17 protein-coding genes are annotated in these 17383 nt (G+C 62.6%); 16 read left to right on the top strand and 1 reads right to left on the bottom strand.

The features are described 5' to 3' along the window. Positions 1-121 precede the first annotated feature (121 nt). The 12 genes from L6418_RS11620 (at position 122) to L6418_RS11565 (ending at position 12599) form a co-directional block, all read left to right on the top strand. Entirely contained in the window at positions 122-556 is a 435-nt protein-coding gene (locus L6418_RS11620; RefSeq protein ID WP_237247086.1) for a type II secretion system protein, read from the top strand. After that, a complete protein-coding gene (locus L6418_RS11615; protein WP_237247085.1) occupies positions 546-1037 on the top strand; it encodes a type II secretion system protein in 492 nt (163 codons plus the stop codon). The genes L6418_RS11620 and L6418_RS11615 overlap by 11 nt, the downstream gene beginning before the upstream one ends. Next, the gene (locus tag L6418_RS11610) at positions 1037-1915 is read left to right on the top strand and encodes a type II secretion system protein J (protein ID WP_237247084.1); all 879 of its coding nucleotides are present in this window, start codon (positions 1037-1039) and stop codon (positions 1913-1915) included. Before L6418_RS11615 ends, L6418_RS11610 begins: the two co-directional genes overlap by 1 nt. A 7-nt stretch (positions 1916-1922) precedes the next feature. Then, positions 1923-2366 (top strand): hypothetical protein, encoded by a 444-nt coding sequence (locus L6418_RS11605; protein WP_237247083.1) that lies wholly within the window; start codon positions 1923-1925, stop codon positions 2364-2366. A gap of 13 nt (positions 2367-2379) precedes the next feature. Continuing rightward, the gene (locus tag L6418_RS11600) at positions 2380-6000 is read left to right on the top strand and encodes a DUF6701 domain-containing protein (RefSeq protein WP_237247082.1); all 3621 of its coding nucleotides are present in this window, start codon (positions 2380-2382) and stop codon (positions 5998-6000) included. Positions 6001-6179: 179 nt separating this feature from the next. Then, positions 6180-7118 (top strand): agglutinin biogenesis protein MshI, encoded by a 939-nt coding sequence (locus tag L6418_RS11595; RefSeq protein WP_237247081.1) that lies wholly within the window; start codon positions 6180-6182, stop codon positions 7116-7118. Beyond that, complete coding sequence (locus L6418_RS11590; protein WP_237247080.1) at positions 7115-7744, top strand: fimbrial assembly protein; 630 nt, start codon at positions 7115-7117, stop codon at positions 7742-7744. Before L6418_RS11595 ends, L6418_RS11590 begins: the two co-directional genes overlap by 4 nt. Next, complete coding sequence (gspM, locus tag L6418_RS11585; protein ID WP_237247079.1) at positions 7741-8418, top strand: type II secretion system protein GspM; 678 nt, start codon at positions 7741-7743, stop codon at positions 8416-8418. Before L6418_RS11590 ends, gspM begins: the two co-directional genes overlap by 4 nt. Continuing rightward, a complete protein-coding gene (locus L6418_RS11580; RefSeq protein WP_237247078.1) occupies positions 8403-8837 on the top strand; it encodes a hypothetical protein in 435 nt (144 codons plus the stop codon). The genes gspM and L6418_RS11580 overlap by 16 nt, the downstream gene beginning before the upstream one ends. Next, a complete protein-coding gene (locus tag L6418_RS11575) occupies positions 8834-10573 on the top strand; it encodes a secretin N-terminal domain-containing protein (protein ID WP_237247077.1) in 1740 nt (579 codons plus the stop codon). The genes L6418_RS11580 and L6418_RS11575 overlap by 4 nt, the downstream gene beginning before the upstream one ends. Before the next feature lie 5 nt (positions 10574-10578). Next, positions 10579-11532, top strand: a complete 954-nt coding sequence (locus L6418_RS11570) for an ExeA family protein (RefSeq protein ID WP_237247076.1) — start codon at positions 10579-10581, stop codon at positions 11530-11532. Next, entirely contained in the window at positions 11529-12599 is a 1071-nt protein-coding gene (locus L6418_RS11565) for a lipopolysaccharide assembly protein LapB (protein WP_237247075.1), read from the top strand. Before L6418_RS11570 ends, L6418_RS11565 begins: the two co-directional genes overlap by 4 nt. A gap of 15 nt (positions 12600-12614) precedes the next feature. Here L6418_RS11565 and L6418_RS11560 read toward each other — a convergent pair whose 3' ends face one another. Further along, a complete protein-coding gene (locus L6418_RS11560; RefSeq protein ID WP_332875544.1) occupies positions 12615-13400 on the bottom strand; it encodes a ComF family protein in 786 nt (261 codons plus the stop codon). A 6-nt stretch (positions 13401-13406) separates the two neighbouring features. On the opposite strand from L6418_RS11560, the gene bioB reads away from it, so the two are divergent. The 4 genes from bioB to bioC all read left to right on the top strand — a co-directional run bounded on the left by bioB (position 13407) and on the right by bioC (position 17336). Next, on the top strand, positions 13407-14402 hold the full coding sequence (bioB, locus tag L6418_RS11555; protein WP_237247074.1) for a biotin synthase BioB: 996 nt from the start codon (positions 13407-13409) through the stop codon (positions 14400-14402). A 58-nt stretch (positions 14403-14460) separates the two neighbouring features. Continuing rightward, complete coding sequence (gene bioF, locus L6418_RS11550) at positions 14461-15615, top strand: 8-amino-7-oxononanoate synthase (RefSeq protein ID WP_237247073.1); 1155 nt, start codon at positions 14461-14463, stop codon at positions 15613-15615. Further along, positions 15599-16366 (top strand): pimeloyl-ACP methyl ester esterase BioH, encoded by a 768-nt coding sequence (gene bioH / locus L6418_RS11545; RefSeq protein WP_237247072.1) that lies wholly within the window; start codon positions 15599-15601, stop codon positions 16364-16366. Before bioF ends, bioH begins: the two co-directional genes overlap by 17 nt. Before the next feature lie 100 nt (positions 16367-16466). Beyond that, the gene (gene bioC / locus L6418_RS11540; RefSeq protein ID WP_237247071.1) at positions 16467-17336 is read left to right on the top strand and encodes a malonyl-ACP O-methyltransferase BioC; all 870 of its coding nucleotides are present in this window, start codon (positions 16467-16469) and stop codon (positions 17334-17336) included. The last annotated feature ends 47 nt before the right edge of the window (positions 17337-17383 follow it).

The following is a 17383-nucleotide window of genomic DNA, read 5'->3' as shown; positions in this document are numbered from 1 at the left end:
ATTGAGCTTGTAGCCTATGGTGCTATACATGCGATTACGTGACGGACAGGCGAAGACTAAAAAGTGTAAATCTACAAAACATTCTTGCTCGCAAGAGGGGAATGGTTCGATTTTTGGATCTTTGAATAGCCAACGTGGCTTTACGATAGCCGAACTGATTGCCGTCATTGTCATCCTGGGCATCGTTGCGGCGGTGGCGATCCCGCGGTTTTTTGACCGCAACCTGTTCGACAGCCGCAGTTTCTACGACCAGGTCATCGCCACATTGCGCTATGCGCAGAAGTCAGCCATCGCAGAACATGGCTTTGTTTGCGTGGGGTATGCCGCGAACGGTATCACGCTGACTTATGGTGCGACTGCTGCCTGCGGCAGCAATCTGACGAGCCCGACCGGGCAGACGCCCTACGCCATTACTGCCCCGAACGGGGTGACATTGAGCGGCGGGACGGCATTCAGTTTCGATGCATTGGGCAGGCCCAGTGCCGCACAAAGCATTACGGTGAGCGGCTATGCGGCCGCCATTACGGTCGAAGCGGAGACCGGCTATGTCCACTAGAACTTCGTTCATGCGCGAACGGGGGATCAGCCTGGTCGAGCTGATCATGTTCATCGTCATCGTCAGCGCCGCGCTCACCGGCATATTGCTGGTGATGAACCAGGTCACCGGGCACAGCGCCGATCCGCTCATACGCAAGCAGGCGCTGGCGATCGCCGAATCGATGCTGGAAGAGATCAGGCTGCAGGACTTGTCTGGCACTTCCTGCACGGGCGTGCTGGGGGCCAATGCGCTGCGCGCAAATGCCAGTTCCGTCTGCGATTACAACGGCTACAGCACTACGGGCGGCATCCGCGATTTCTCCACCAATGCCGTGGTGCCGGGGTTGGGCAGTTACAACATCAATGGCGTCGCCGTGACGCAGATCTCCTCGCTGGGGGGCACCAGCATCACGGCGGGCAGCGGTGTGATGATCACGGTCACGGTTGCCGACCCGACGGGGGCGACCGTGAGTGCCACGGGTTACAGGGCGGGCAATTGATGAGTGCGCCTTGCAAATCGCAGAGCGGATTCACGCTGGTCGAGATGATCGTGGTGATCGTCATCACCGGCATCATCGGCGGCATGGTGGCGATATTCCTGCGTGCGCCGGTGCAGGGTTATATGGACAGCACGCGCCGCGCCGAGATGACCAACATCGCCGATACGGCCTTGCGCAGGCTGGCGCGCGACCTGCATGCGGCGGTGCCCAACAGCGTGCGCCTGCCGTCCCCGGCCGGCTCGTCGTATTTCGAATTCATGCCGACCCGCGATGGCGGACGTTACCGGGTGAATCCGACCGGCGGCAGCGGCAGCTGCGGTGCAGCGGGAGACGATCTCGATTTCACCGTGGCGGATACCTGCTTCGAGATCGTCGGATCGCCGATCACTTTTTATAGCGGTGACGCGGTCGTCATCGGCAGTACCCAATCCGACGGCAGCCTGCCCTACCAGGCGGTGACCTCGGCGAATGGCGTGCGGCGTATGCTCGCCGCTGCAGGCGTGGGAACGAACGGATTTGTGAAGATCGTTTCAACCGTGCCGTTCCCGGCTTCCTCGGAGCTGGATGGTCGGCGTTTCGCGGTGGTGCCGTATGACCAGCAGGCGGTGACCTATGCATGCCTGAATCCCGGCACTGATGCGAATGGCGATGGTACCGGTACGCTCACCCGCTATTGGGCCTATGGCTTCAAGGTGACCCAGCTGGCGCCCCCGCTGGCGGGCGCGAGCGCGATCCTGGCCGACAAAGTGAGCGCCTGCAATTTTGTCTATAACACCAGCAACGCACGCAACAGTCTGGTGGCGGTCTCGCTTACCATTACCCGTGGCGGCGAAAGCGTGAGCCTGTATCAAGAGATACACGTGAACAACATACCGTGAGGAAAAAGTGAGAGGAAGCAAATATCAGCGTGGTTTCAGTCTGGTCTCCGCCATCTTCCTGCTGGTGGTGCTGGCGGTGCTGGGGGCAGCGATGGTCACGTTCTCGACCTCGCAGAGCCAGGGCCTGGCGATGGATGCGATGGGCTCGCGCGCCTACCAGGCTGCCAATGCGGGGATCGAATGGGCGGCATACAACATCGCCATCAATTCCGGCGTGGCGAAGGCGGCTGCGCCGGTATTCGCGCCGGGCACGGCGACGGCGCTGGGCGGAAACCTGGCACCCTTCACCGTCACGGTGGGATATACCGCCGTTCAGCATGTGGACGATACGGCCTATCCTTCGATCGGCGTGACGCAGGCATTCTGGTCGCACGATATCGCGGCCTCTGCCGTGTACGGCACACCGGGCACACCGGATTATGTTGAACGCGTCGTTAGTGCAAAGATGTAACTTGGAGAAGAAAATGAACCGTATCGCGAATCGTGGCTCGCTTCCTGTTTCGGGCATGTGGAGAGGAGCCTCATTGTTCCTGATGTTGCTGCTTGTTGCCGGCACAGCGAATGCGGTGACTTGCACCAGTGTCGCCAGCCAGGATTGGAACAACAGGAATTCCTGGAGCGGGTGCAACAACAGTCAGCCGCCCACCGGCGCCACGGTGGTCATTTCCAGCGGTACCACCATCACCGCCGATTCGAATACCAACACCGTGGCGGATATCACGATCAATGCCGGCGGAACGCTGGTGGGGCAGAACAATCGTACCATCAGCCTCAGCGGCAACTTCACCAACAATGGCACGTTTACCGCCTCGAACGGTACAGTGGCGCTGGTCGGCACGGCCATGCAGACCATCAGCGGTACGATCACCTTTGCCAATCTGACCCTGAACAATGCGGCGGGAGTCACCATCTCTGGCAATGTCACGGTGACCGGGGCGTTCAATCCCGGTACGACCCCGCTGGTCATCACAGCGGGTTCCACCCTGACCATCAACGGCGTGGTCTATACCGGACCGTGCAGCGGTGTTTACGGAGCAGGTTTCTGTTCCGCTCCATCGGTCGCCTCGATCAACCTGGCCAGTCCCAATCCCACTGCGGGCAATACTGCCGTCTCGTGGACGGTGGTGTTCAGCCAGAGCGTGACCGGCGTGGATATCACCGATTTCGTGCTGGTGCAAAGCGGTGGCGTAGGCGGTGCGAGCATCACCTCGGTGACCGGCAGCGGTACAACATACACGGTCACGGCGAGCACCGGCAGCGGCACCGGCAGCCTGGGATTGAATCTGGTCGATAATGACACCATCGTGAATGCGAGCGGCACCCCGCTGGGCGGAGTGGGGCTGGGTAACGGTAATTTCACCGGGCAGGTGTATACGGTGTCTGCCTGCAGCCCGCCGGCGAACATCCCTTCCAGCGTGATCGTGTCCTGCGTGTGCGACAACTTCGGTCGCACCAACCTGAATCCTTCGCCCATCTTCAATTCGAACTGGATCGTTTCCAGCAGCGACGGTCTCGGCATCCTGCCGTATATCAATGCTACCTCCACCTTCTTGCGCCTGACCGAAAACACCAACAACAACGCCAAGGCCGCCACCGTACCGGGTATATTCCCGGCGGCGGGCAACTATATTTCCGTTGAGTTCAAGCATTACGCCTATAACGGTAGCGGGGCGGACGGCGTGGCGGTCACCTTGTCGGATTACTCGGTGCCGGCCACGCCGGGCGCATTCGGCGGCTCGCTGGGGTATGCGCAGCGGACCATCGCCGGTGGCGGCGGGTCCGACGTCAGCGGCTTTGCCGGTGGCTGGATTGGTGTGGCACTGGACGAGTATGGCAACTACCAGAATCCGACCGAAGGCCGCGTCGGTGGACCTGGGTTCATCGCGGAATCCGTGGGGGTGCGCGGTTCGGGTTCGGGGCTGACGGGATACAACTGGATTGGCGGTACCGCCACGCTTAACCCGATCGTGGACAATCGCGGCTCGACTACGCCGAAACCTGGCTATTCCTACCAGGTGATCGTCGATGCGCGCAATGCTGCGGCGACCGCGGTTGCCGTCAATCGCGACACTGGCGCAGGCTATACCTCGCTGGTTAACATCCCGAACATCTATACTGCCGCGACTGCGCTGGGTTTCACCCAGGCACCGGTTCCGAACAACTGGCAGATCTCCTTTACCGGGTCCACCGGCGGCTCCACCAACATTCACGAGATCGGCGGGTTGCGCATCTGTGCGCAGACCGTGCTGCCGGTCACCGGAGGGGTGGCGAGTGGTTATTCCGCCATCGACGAGGCTTATCCGGTCGCTGCCGGTTCCACCGTTCCGTCCTACCAGAACTTCCAGACCGGCCACATCTACATGAAACTGCCTGCCACGCCATTCAAGCTGTGGGTGGCGGCGCTGAGCAACACGGGGATCTCCAGCGGCTATTCCGCTGCATCGGCCAAATATGCGCAGGTCAAACTGGTGGACAACACTGTCATGGCGGGTGCCAATCCGGTGTGCGGACTGGACTCTGCGCGTACCTGCAACAGCGCCTGTACCGGCCAGCCGGCGGTGGAAACCGGTGCGACGCAAATCGTGACCTTCACCAAGGGTGGCCCGGGAGCGGCGTTGTCGCCTTCGTTCACCCTCAACTCGTCGTGGAAGAATCTGGTCGCGGTGATTCAGGAATGCACCAGTGCATCGTGCAATGCCTTCACATCGACCGCTGCCGCGTGTTCGGCGGACTCGCTTTCGGTGCGCCCGACCAGCTTTGCGTCGGTGACGTCTGCGGCGGCTACCAATACAGGCACTTCGGGTACGCCGACTTTAACGGCAGGCAGCGCACTGTTCGACCTGACGGCGACGACGACAGGCGTGGCGGGTTTTGCCAGCGGTTATACCGGCACGCCGAAGATCAACAGTGCGTCGGTGCAGCCGGCCAGCCCGGCCACCGTCGCGGGCATGCTGGCAGGCGCGTTCTCTGCTGCCATATCGGGTACGCCTTCGTCCACCGCGAGCGGGACAAGCTTCACTTATAACGAGGTTGGCGGGTTCTACCTGCTGGGGCCGGATTTTGCCGTGCCGCGCATCCCCGGCGTATACGACGACAACTGGACCGCTACCGACAGCGACCCCACCAAGAACGATTGCAATAGCGGAACGACCGCAGCGGCTTATTCCAATACCAAGGATGTCAGCGGCAAATACGGATGCAATTTCGGCATCACGGCGAACACCGCGGTATTCGGGCGTTTTGTGCCGGATCATTTCGACACCGCGGTACTGCCCGTTGCGGGGGTGCCGATGCCGTGCCCGTCCGGCCAGGTTTGCCCGACCTTGTATAACGGCTTCGTCTACGCTGGCCAGGCATTCACCACCCAGGTCATCGCCAGGAACCAGGCCGGTTTCACGACGCAGAATTATGCGGGAGGTTATGCTAAGGCAGTGACCCTGAGTGCGTGGGATGCGCTGGGCAGTACGGTGCTGCAAAACCCTGCCGGCGGGACGCTGAACAATCCAGCTGTGTCGGCGGCATCGTTCGCAGCCGGCGTCGCGACGACCAATATCCCGACCTATACCTTTGCCACGGCGGCCACCGTGCCCACCAACATCTATCTGCGTGCCGTGGATACCGATAACGTGACTTCGTTGCGCGTCACCAATCCGACCACCACCTCGGTCGAGGGCGGCGTCAAGGTCGCAAGCGGGCGCATCAAGGTATCCAACGCGTATGGTTCGGAATTGTTGCCGCTGACCTTGATGGCAACAGCGCAGTATTACACCGGGACGGGATGGCTCAACAGCACCACCGACAGCGTGACCAAACTGGCTTCGATCAATGCCGGTTACAGCGTGGGTACGGGCACGAGCAACGTCACCGTCAGCCCGGCCACCAAGGTGTTGTCCCTGGGTAGCCTGACCATCAATCTGGGGGCACCGGGTGCGGCGGGTACGGTGATCCTGGCGCCCACGATCGATCCGGCCTCCCCCGGCAATCCTCCCTTTGCGGTGGGAACCGGCACGATCATTCCGGGCACCGCGACCTTCGGCGTGTACAAGAGCAAGAACAGCTATATCTATCGTCGGGAAAGCTATTGATGTCCGGTTATGGACAACCGGACTGACTGACTGGGATTACTCATGTTGGCAGTCCGGCCCGCGATTGTCGGAATTAAGACGGCGAGTGTCTGCATGCGGACGGCGCGATAGCAAAAATCTCCTTGACAGCAAGGAGTTAGTGAACTAAGTTCGCGCTAATTATGGAAATGCCCCAATTTTTGAAGCTTTTCAAGCGTAGCAGCCGCGATGGCGGGTGGGTCGCCGTCACTACTGGCAAGCGGGGCATCCACATCGCGCAGGTCAAATTCATGGGTGCGCGCCCGCAAGTGACGAAATGCGCGTTCTATCCGCTGACCGAGTTGTCGGCCGCTGCGCTGGAGAAAGTGCGCAAGGATGCACAACTGGGCGATGTCAGGTTCACCACCCTGCTGTCCGCCAACGAATATCAGATGATGATGGTGGATGCGCCCAACGTTCCGGTCGACGAGCTGAAGACGGCGATCCGCTGGAAGATCAAAGATGCGCTCAGCTACCATATCGACGATGCGACCATCGACGTGCTGCAGATTCCGAGCGGCAAATACGGTAGCGATCGTCCGCAATCGCTGTATGCGATCGCCGCTTCCAACGAGACGATACGCAAGCGCATCGCGCTGTTCGAGAAAGCCAAACTCGACCTGAGCGTGATCGATATCCCCGAAACGGCACAGCGCAACCTTGCTGCGCTGTTCGAGATGGAGGCGCGCGGGCTGGCCATGCTGACCTTCGGCGACGAAGGCGGCTTGCTCACCATTACCTGCGATGGCGAACTGTTCCTGGCGCGCCGGATGGATATCACCCTGGGACAGCTGCAGGATGCGGACGAGAACCTGCGCCATCAATATCTGGATCGCATGGAACTGGAAGTGCAGCGTTCGCTGGACTATTTCGATCGCCAGTTCCACCATATTCCGGTGAACCGCATCCTGCTGTCTGCACCAGCTTCCCTGGGTTTGGACAAACGCCTGACGGATAGCTTGGGCATGCCTGTCGAGATGCTGGACCTGGCGCAGGGGATGGATATCTTTGCCGTGCCGGAGCTGGCAGACAGCGAATTCGCCAGCTATGCGCTGCCGGTGCTGGGCGCTGCGTTGCGGCAGGAGAAGAAGGCGCTATGAGCCAGCAGATCAACCTGTTCAACCCGATCTTCATGACGCAGAAGAAATATTTTTCTGTGGTCACGATGCTGCAGGCGCTGGGGCTGATCGTGCTGGGCTCGGTCGTGTTCTATGCCTACGCGGTCTACCAGGTTGCCCAGCTGTCGAAACAGGCGGACGAGATGACCCGGCGTTACGCCGCCGAGCAGACCCGGCTGGCCAATTTCTCCAACGAGTTCTCGCTGCAGCGTTCGCAGCAGATGCTGGATGATGAGTTGAAGCAGCTTGAGGCGCAGGTCAAGGCACAGGAGATGGTGCTGGCCACGTTGAAGAGTGGCGTGATCGGCAACACCGAGGGTTATTCCGAATACATGCGCGCTTTCGCGCGCCAATCGATCAACGGGCTCTGGATCACGGCATTCGACATCGTAGGCGATGGCGCCCAGATGAGCCTGAGCGGGGGCGTGGTCAACCCGCAACTGGTGCCGTCGTATATCCAGCGCCTGGGCAAGGAAAAGATCTTGCACGGCAAGACGTTCTCGACCTTGCAGATGCGGCAGCCGAAAAAGGACGGCGAGCGGGCGGTGCCGCGCTACGTGGAATTCAATCTGCGTTCCAATGCGGCAGCCGATGAGGTGAAGAAATGAAGCTGCCCGCCCAGGTCGACAAGCTCGTTGCCAGAGTAGACGGCATGTCCTTGCGCGAGCGCGCGCTGATTTTCGTGGCCGCCGCGTTCCTGCTGGTTTCGCTGATCGATTCGCTGTTCCTGGAGCCGCTGCTGGCCCGGCAGAAAAACCTGTCGGCCCAGGTCATCCAGCAGCAGGAGCGGATGAAGGATATCCAGGCGCAGATCGCTGCGCTGTTGCAGGCCAAGCAGGCCGATGCCAATTCGCCGCAGCGCGAGCACATCCGTGCATTGCGCCAGCAGCTGGCGGAAGGGGACGCGTACCTGCAGGACCGTCGTGACAAGCTGGTTCCGCCGGAAAGGATGGCCGGTCTGCTCGAGCAGGTGCTGAACCGTAACGACCGCCTGAAACTGGTCGCACTCGATACCCTGCCGGTGAGCCTGCTGATAGAACCGTCCGGCGAAACAGCGCCGGCCCGCACCGCGGGGCCGGAGAAGCAGATATACAAGCACGGAGTGACCATCACGGTGCGCGGCAGTTATGCCGACCTGCTGCAATATCTGACCTCGCTGGAGAAACTGCCCACCCAGATGTATTGGGGCGTGGCGAAGATGGGGGTGATCGAGTACCCCACCGCGGAGTTGTCGTTGACGCTATACACGCTGAGTTTGGACAAGACATGGCTACAGATCTGAGGATGCTGCTGGCAGCCGGGTTGCTGTGCATGCTGCACGTGGCAGCGGCAGAGACATTGCCGGACCCGACCCGCCCTTCGATCGATCTGGGCAGCAGCGGTGCAGGCGGAGCGGGAGAAGCCGCTCCGGTCGAGGCTGCACCGCCGGGTCTGCAGTCGGTCATCATCTCGCCGCAGTATCGTGCCGCCATCATCAACGGCGAGACGGTGGTCCTGGGCGGCAAGAGCGGCGATTCAAGGCTGGTCGAGGTACGCGAGAACAGCGTGGTGCTGGAGAATGCGCGCGGTCGGCGCGTGATGGAGTTGTTCCCCAGGGTGGGCATCAAGAAGAACGAGGCGGCACAGCAAGAGGGTCGCACACAAGAGAAAGCAACCGGTCAGGCCGATCCGCCCGGGCAGGCTGCAGGAGGAATCAAATGAATCGAGTATCGGGATTGTTGCTGGTGTTGCTGTTGTCCGCCTGCGCGGCGGGCGGCGGGCCGAAGAACGAGGCTGCGGAGAAGATCAAGCAGGAGATGGATGCCGCCGCCGCGCCGCGCGAAGCCGCGAAGCAGGAATCGGTGGACCAGGCATTGCTGCCGCCGCTGGCGATCCCGGCCCCGCAGACCGACAACAAGCCGCTGGAGACCAAGTTCGACCTGGCGGTGAACAACACCCCGGCCAAGCAGGTGTTCATGGCGATCGTCTCGGGCACGCGCTACAGCGTGCTGGTGCATCCGGAGGTCAGTGGCTTCATTTCGCTGAACCTGAAAGACGTGACCGTATTCGATGCGCTCGAGGCGATCCGCGAGATGTACGGCTTCGATTACAAGGTGGACGGCACGCGCATCTATATCCAGCCGCTGACCTTGCAGACGCGCATCTTCCAGGTGAACTACCTGACCGGGCTGCGCGCGGGGACCACCTCGGTGCGCGTGACGTCGAGCGCGCTGACCGATAGTACCGGCGCATCCGCCTCGCCAATGGGCGGCAGCGCAGGAGGCATGCAGAATGCCAACCAGGGTACGACCATCGTCGGTGGTGGCGGTGATAAAAGCCTGAAGTTTGAGCGCGGCACCGACAACAGCAGCAAAGTCACCACCACCACGACCTCCGATTTCTGGAGCGACCTGGGCCAGGCGATCCGGGCCATCGTGGGCGACGAGAAGGGGCGCAGCGTGGTCATCAGCCCGATGTCCGGCGTGATCGTGATCCGCGCCATGCCGGACGAACTGCGCAGCGTCGCGGCTTACCTCAAGGCCTCGCAGATCTCGGTCGAGCGCCAGGTGATCCTGGAAGCCAAGATCGTCGAGGTGCAACTGAATGAATCGTTCCAGTCCGGCGTGAACTGGGCCATCTTCAAGAATGGCCCGAACAGCCACTTGACCGCAGGCCAGGGCAGCCCCGCCAGCACGCTGACACCGGGCGGTGCGGCTGCGACCGCCTTGTCCAATACGACCCTGTCCTCGACGCCGGGAGCCAACCTGCAGACGACGGCGGCCACGGCATTGCCGACCGGAACCACGGCGGGTTCGCTGTTCGGGCTGGCATTCCAGACCAGCAACTTCGCCACCCTGTTGAACTTCCTCGAGACGCAAGGCAACGTGCACGTGCTGTCCAGCCCGCGCATCGCCACCCTGAACAACCAGAAGGCCGTGCTGAAGGTCGGCACGGACGAGTTCTTCGTCACAGGCGTCACCGGCGGCATGCAGTCGACCTCGCTGGTGCCGGGTGTACCGCCCACGGTAACGGTGCAGCCGTTCTTCTCCGGCATCGCGCTGGATGTGACGCCGCGCATCGACGAGAACAACGAGATCATTCTGCATGTGCATCCTTCGGTCAGCGCGGTTTCCACCGTGAACAAGATGGTCGATCTGGGGGCGACGATGGGGACGATGAATCTGCCGCTGGCATCCAGCACGATATCGGAGACGGACAGCATCGTGCGTGCGCGCGACGGCCAGATGGTCGCCATCGGCGGCCTGATGCGCCAGGCCGAGACCAACAACGATTCGGGCTTGCCGATGCTGCCGAAATCGATCTTCGGGCAGACCAACCGGGCCACCGAGAAGCGCGAACTGGTGATCCTGCTGAAGCCGACCGTCGTGGATAGCGACAAGGACTGGTCGCAGGACATCGCGCACAGCCGCGACCAGATAAACGGTTTTTCCAAGTAGGCACCATGTACCTGGCGCACTTCGGATTGCGCGAATTGCCGTTCTCGCTGACGCCTGACACCAGCTTCTTCTTCGCTTGCACCAACTACCAGGAGGGATTGAACACCTTGCTGGTGGCGGCACGTACCGGCGAAGGATTCATCAAGATCGTCGGCGAAGTCGGCAACGGCAAGACCCTGCTGTGCCGCAAGTTCCTCGCCACGCTGAGCAGCGACCGCGAGACCACCACCGATATCGGCACGCAGGATGGCGGCGTCAGCGGCCGTCATGCGGCAAAGTTCATCACCGCCTATATCCCCAATCCGTATCTGGAACCGCGCAGCCTGTTGCTCGCGCTGGCGGAGGAATTCCGCATCGAAGTCGACAGTTCCATCGACCAGCACATGCTGCTGAAAGCGCTGACGCTCACGCTGCTCAATTTTGCGCGCGAAGGAAAACGCGTGTTGGTCTGCCTGGACGAGGCGCAGGCGATGCCGCTGGAAAGCCTGGAAGTGCTGCGCCTGTTGACCAACCTGGAAACGGAGAAGCGCAAACTGATGCAGGTGGTGTTGTTCGGGCAGCCGGAACTGGATGAGCGCCTGAAGCAGAATTCGGTGCGCCAGCTGCGGCAGCGCATCAGCTTCCAGTATCAATTGAACGGATTGCATCGCGACGAAATGGATCGCTATTTGCGCCATCGCCTTGCCGTAGCCGGTTTCAAGGGCGAGACCCTGTTCGGTTCCGCTGCCGTCAGTCTGCTCCACCGGGTGACGCACGGCACGCCGAGGCTGGTCAACATCATCGCGCACAAGGCGCTGATGCTGGCCTATGCGGAAGGGCGCCAGCAGGTGCTGGCGCGGCATGTGCGCAAGGCTGCAGCCGATACCCCGGAATCCTACCAGGACTGGATGCGCCGGGTCTGGTGGGGTGCCGCGGCTGCGCTGTCGATCTTGCTGGCAGTGGGTATCTGGCTGCGATGAGCCTGATCAACCAGGTGCTGAACGAACTGGAGAACCGGGGGACGACCGTGCCCCTGGGCGAGTCCACGATACGTCCGGTCCCTCCGCGCAAGCGCTCCCACTTGCTGCGTTACGCGCTGCTGGCGTTGTCACTGCTGGCGCTGCTGGCAGCGGTCATGTGGTATTCGGGGCGCACGGCAGCGCCTGTGCCGGAAAAGGCACTGGCGGTTGTGCCGGTTATTGCCGCTGTCCCGCAGGCCGTCAGCGCGCCGCTGGCGCCCGTTTCGGCACCGGTCGAGACGATGGTGAACATGATTGGCGAGGCAGCGTCATCCGTGCCTGCCGGTATGCTGCATGGCAAACCCTTGCTGGTGGTGAACAGCGAAGAGCCGGCCAAGAGTACTCCCGCTGCCGACAAGCCGAGGCGGCACCGGCCTGAACGCGTTGCGGATGAAAGCGCCGAGGTTGCAGCTGCTGCGCAGGCGGCAGACCTCGAGGGTCAGCAGATCAAGATCGTCACACCGCAGCAGCGCGCCGAGAACGAGTTCCGCAAGGCCAATCTGGCGGTGCAGGAGGGCAGGACTAACGACGCGCTGGCAGGCTACGAGCAGGCGTTGCTGATCGATCCATTGCACAAGGATGCGCGTCTGGCCTGGGCCGGGTTGCTGATCAGCCTCAAGCGCAACGACGATGCCGAAGGCGTGCTGAAAAGAGGCTTGAAGCGGGACCCGCGCGACGCATCGTTCGCCATGCTGCTGGCACGCCTGCAGGTGGAGCGGGGAGCCGTGCCGCTGGCGCTGGAGACCTTGCAGAAGACCCTGCCGCATGCCGAAGGCCTGGCGGATTACCAGGCCTTCGTGGCCGCCCTGCTGCAACGCCAGGAGCGGCACGACGAAGCCATCGCGCATTATCAGGCCGCACTGAAGCTGGTACCCAGCAACGGCATCTGGCTGATGGGCATGGGTATCTCCCTGCAGGCACTGCATCGCAACGACGAAGCACGCGCTGCCTACCAGCATGCACTGGCTTCGAACAGCCTGAATGCCCAGTTGCAGGCATTCGTGCAGAACAAGCTCAAATCACTTTGATGTCGGTCGCATGAATCAGCGGTCGTGCGGCAGCGTGCGCGCGATCACCCACGCGCTGACCTCGCTCGCGCCGGCCTGTTTCAGGGCGCGAGCCAACTCGCCGATCGAGGCGCCCGTGGTCATCACGTCGTCGACGATGGCGACATGTTTGCCGCGTATGTCGGCATCGGGTTTGCAGACAAACGCCTGGCGCATGTTCTTGTCACGCTCTTTCCACGGCAGCGAGGATTGCGGCGGCGTATTGCGCACCCGCTCGCAGGCATCCGGCAGCAGCGGGATGCCCAAGCGGCGCGAAAGGCGGCGCGCCAGCAGCAGGGACTGGTTGAAACCGCGTTCGCGCAGCCGTGTCGCGTGCAACGGCAAGGCAAGCAGGCGGTCGGGATGCGTGGTCACCCGCTCGGCCAGCGCATCCGCCAGAAAATCGACCAGCACCAGCTGGTCGCGGAATTTCAAGGCCTGGACCAGCTTGTCGAGCGGGAAGTTGTAGCTGAAAGCGGCCGCGGTATGGTCGAACGGGGGTGGCTGGCGCAGGCACTCGCCGCACAGGCTGCCGGCCAGCGTGGGCAGCGCGCAGACCGGGCAGTGCTCTGCGGTCAGGCGCGGCAGTTCGGCATCGCAGGCGGTGCAGCATATGCCGTCATGGCTGTTGGCGCCGCACAGCAGGCAAGGCTGGGCCGGCAGCAGGCGCTTAAAATTTGCGCCGATGTCAAACGGGCGTTGGGATAAAATGGACATGTCGTTCCGATCCTGTTGCTGTTCCGGGTCGAGGATGCGTATCCGCCATTCTACTTGCTTGCCCACAACTTTATGCAAACCCAAACCATCGAATTCGCCCGCCCCGCCAAACCGGTAGCATCGTCGCAGCGCTGGAGCGTCGCGGCCATCGAAGCCTTGTTCAAATTGCCGTTCGCCGATCTGTTGTTCCGTGCCCAGCAGGTGCATCGCGAGCATTTCGACCCGAATGCAGTGCAGCTTTCCACTTTACTGTCGATCAAGACGGGCGGCTGTTCGGAGGATTGCGGCTATTGCCCGCAGTCGGCGTTCCACGATGCCGGCGTGGAGAACCGCAAGATGCTGGAAGTGCAGGAGGTCATCAAGGCGGCCAAGGCGGCGCAGGCTGCCGGGGCCGACCGCTTCTGCATGGGCGCCGCCTGGCGCGAGCCCTCCAGGGAAGACATGGCCGCCGTGGTCGAGATGGTGAAAGAGGTCAAGGCGCTGGGCATGGAAACCTGCGCCACCCTGGGCATGCTGAACGACGAACAGACCGAGCAACTGCGCCAGGCCGGACTCGACTACTACAACCACAATCTGGATACCGCGCCGGAGTTCTACGGCAACATCATCAGCACGCGCGACTATCAGGAGCGTCTGGATACGCTGGAGCGCGTGCGCAAGGCCGGCATGCATGTATGCAGCGGCGGCATCGTCGGCATGGGCGAGAACCTCACGCAACGCGCCGGACTCATCGCGCAGCTGGCCAACATGGAACCCTATCCCGAGAGCGTGCCCATCAACAACCTGGTCAAGGTGGAAGGCACTCCGCTGGCGCAGCAGGAAGACCTCGACCCGCTCGACTTCGTGCGCACCATCGCCGTGGCGCGCATCGCCATGCCCGCCGCGCGCGTGCGCCTGTCCGCCGGACGCCAGCAGATGAGCGAAGCGGTGCAGGCGCTGTGTTTCCTTGCCGGCGCCAACTCCATCTTCTACGGTGACCAGCTGCTGACCACCGGCAACCCGGAGGTCGAGCGCGACCGCGCGCTGATGGATAAACTGGGCATGTATCCCTTCGCGGAAAAACATTAGCCACAGAATGCACAGGGATCGCAGAACAGTTTCCTCTCTGCGATCTCTGTGGCAAAGAATGATCTTCCATCAACTCCAACACGAACTCGACGAACGCGCCACGCAGGGGCTGCTGCGTCAGCGGCGCACGCTGGACTCGCCGCAGTCGCCGCACATCGTCGTGGACGGCAAGCCCTATCTCGCATTCTGCAGCAACGATTACCTGGGGCTGGCCAGCCACCCGCAACTGATCGCCGCCCTGCAGCAAGGCGCGCAGGCATGGGGCGTCGGCGCCGGGGCCGCCCATCTGGTCAGCGGGCACTTCGAGCCGCATCGCCAGCTCGAAATGCAGCTTGCCGCCTTTGTCGGCAAACCCGCCGCCCTGCTGTTTTCCACCGGTTACATGGCGAACCTCGGCGTGGTACAGGCGCTGGTCGGCAAAGGGGATGCCGTGTTCGCCGACAAGCTCAACCATTCTTCGCTCAACGATGCCATGCTGCTGGCGCGCGCCGAGGTGCGGCGTTACCGGCACGGCGACATGCAACAGCTGGCACAAATGCTCGAACGCACGCAAAGCGGGCGCAAGCTCATCATCACCGACGCGGTGTTCAGCATGGATGGCGATCTTGCGCCGCTGCCGGATTTGCTGGCATTGTGCGAGCGGCACGATGCCTGGCTGCTGCTGGACGATGCGCACGGCTTCGGGGTGCTGGGCGCGCAGGGGCGGGGTTCGCTGGCGCAGTACGGGATCGATTCCGCCCGCATCGTCCTGATGGGCACGCTGGGAAAGGCCGCCGGCGTTTCCGGTGCGTTCATCGCTGCGGAGCAGGTCGTCATCGATACGCTGGTCAACCATGCGCGCAGCTACGTCTATACCACCGCCACACCGCCCGCCTTGTCGGCCGCATTGCTGCAATCCCTGCAACTGATCGAGCAGGGCGACGCACTGCGCGAGCATCTGCAGGGACTTGTCGCGCAATTGCGCAAAGGTCTGGGCGGCCTGCCGTGGCTGCTCATGCCGTCGGACACCGCCATCCAGCCGTTGCTGATCGGCGACAACCAGCGGGCGCTGGGATTGAGCGAAGGACTGCGCGATCGCGGCATCTGGGTGGCGGCGATCCGTCCGCCCACCGTGCCGCAGGGTACGGCACGCCTGCGCATCACGCTGTCCGCCGCGCATACCGCGGACGACGTCGAACGATTGATCGGAGCCCTGCATGAGCTTGCATGTTGAGGTGACGGGGCAGGGCGAGCCGCTGGTCATGCTGCATGGCTGGGGCATGCACGGCGGTGTCTGGAGCGATGCCGTTGCGCGGCTGGCGCAGGCGTTCGAGGTGCATAACGTCGATCTGCCGGGGCATGGCGAGAGCGGACTGCCGGGTGCGTTCACGCTGGAGGCGGTCACCGGGCAGCTTGCCGCGCATTTCGACCAGCCGTTCATGCTGCTGGGCTGGTCGCTCGGCGGCATCATCGCGCAGCACTGGGCGGCGCGCGAGCCGCGGCTGATCAGGCGCATGGTGCTGGTGGCGAGCACCCCGTGTTTTACCGGGCGCGAGGATTGGCAGTGCGGCATGCCGCAACAGACGCTGGAACAGTTCGCTGCCGAACTGGGCAACAACCATGCTGCGACCTTGCGCCGTTTTCTGGCGCTGCAAGTGCGCGGCAGCGAAGGCGAACGCGAGTTGCTGGGCCTCCTGCGCGAAAGGTTGTTCAGTCGCGGCGAGCCCCATCTGGACGCGCTGCGCGGCGGCCTGCAAATCCTGCGCGATGCGGACCTGCGCGAGGTGCTGCCGCGGATCGCGCAGCCGACCCTGGTGCTCGCGGGCGGGCGCGACAAGCTCACCCCGCCGCAGGCTTCGCATCATCTGGCGCAGCAAATGCCGTGCGCACGCGTTGTGGAGATCGAGGGTGCCGCGCATGCGCCGTTCCTGTCGCACCCGGAAATTTTTGTTGAACAGGTATGCGGTTTTTTGAACATCAATTAGCCGCAGAGTACACAGGGATGCAGGGAAAAACCGCTGCAAACAACTTGTCTGCGGAAACCCCCGTGGCCTCTGGATGCTCTGCGGCAAGAAGGTTGTGTTAATGAATGAATTCGAAATAGACAAGAGGCAGATGCGGCGAGCCTTCAGCAGGGCGGCGACGCGCTACGATGCCGCCGCCGTGCTGCAGCGCGAAGTGTGTATCCGCATGCTGGAGAAGCTGGACATCATCAAGATCCAGCCGGCGCGCGTGCTGGATGTCGGCAGCGGCACCGGCTGGGGAACGCGCCAGCTGGGCGAACGCTATCCGCAGGCGGACATCACGGCGCTGGATATCGCCTTCGGCATGCTGCAGGTGGCGCGCGGCACATCGAGCTGGTGGCAGAAGCTGTTCAGCGGCAGCAAACAGCGCTTCCTGTGTGCCGATGCCGAGGCCTTGCCGCTGGCGGCACAGAGCGTGGACATGGTGTGGTCCAACCTGGCCGTGCAGTGGTGCAACGACCTGCCGGCCACCTTCGCCGGCCTGCACCGCGTCATCAGGACCGACGGCCTGCTGATGTTCTCCACCTTCGGTCCGGACACGCTGCAGGAACTGCGCACCGCCTTCGATGGCGTGGACGGCTACAATCACGTCAATCGCTTCGCCGACATGCACGACATCGGCGACATGCTGGTGGAGGCTGGCTTCGCCGATCCGGTGATGGAAATGGAAAAATTGACGCTCACCTACGACGACGTGAAGGCCGTGATGCAGGACCTGCGCAGCATCGGTGCGCACAACGCCACCGCAGGGCGCGCGCCCGGCATGCTGGGCAAGGCGCGGTGGGCGCGCATCGTGCAGAACTACGAGGCCTTGCGTCGCAACGGCAAGCTGCCCGCGACCTTCGAGATCATCTATGGCCATGCCTGGAAGGCGGCGCCCAGGCAGAGCAGGGACGGGCGTGCCATCGTCAAGACAAATTTCAGACTATGAACACAATTCATTGCCACAGATTGCACAGAGAGAACGGCGCTCCGCCG

This window comes from Sideroxyarcus emersonii, from assembly GCF_021654335.1.
In the GTDB taxonomy this organism is placed as follows: domain Bacteria; phylum Pseudomonadota; class Gammaproteobacteria; order Burkholderiales; family Gallionellaceae; genus Sideroxyarcus; species Sideroxyarcus emersonii.
This window is presented reverse-complemented; position numbering and strand designations above follow the sequence as displayed.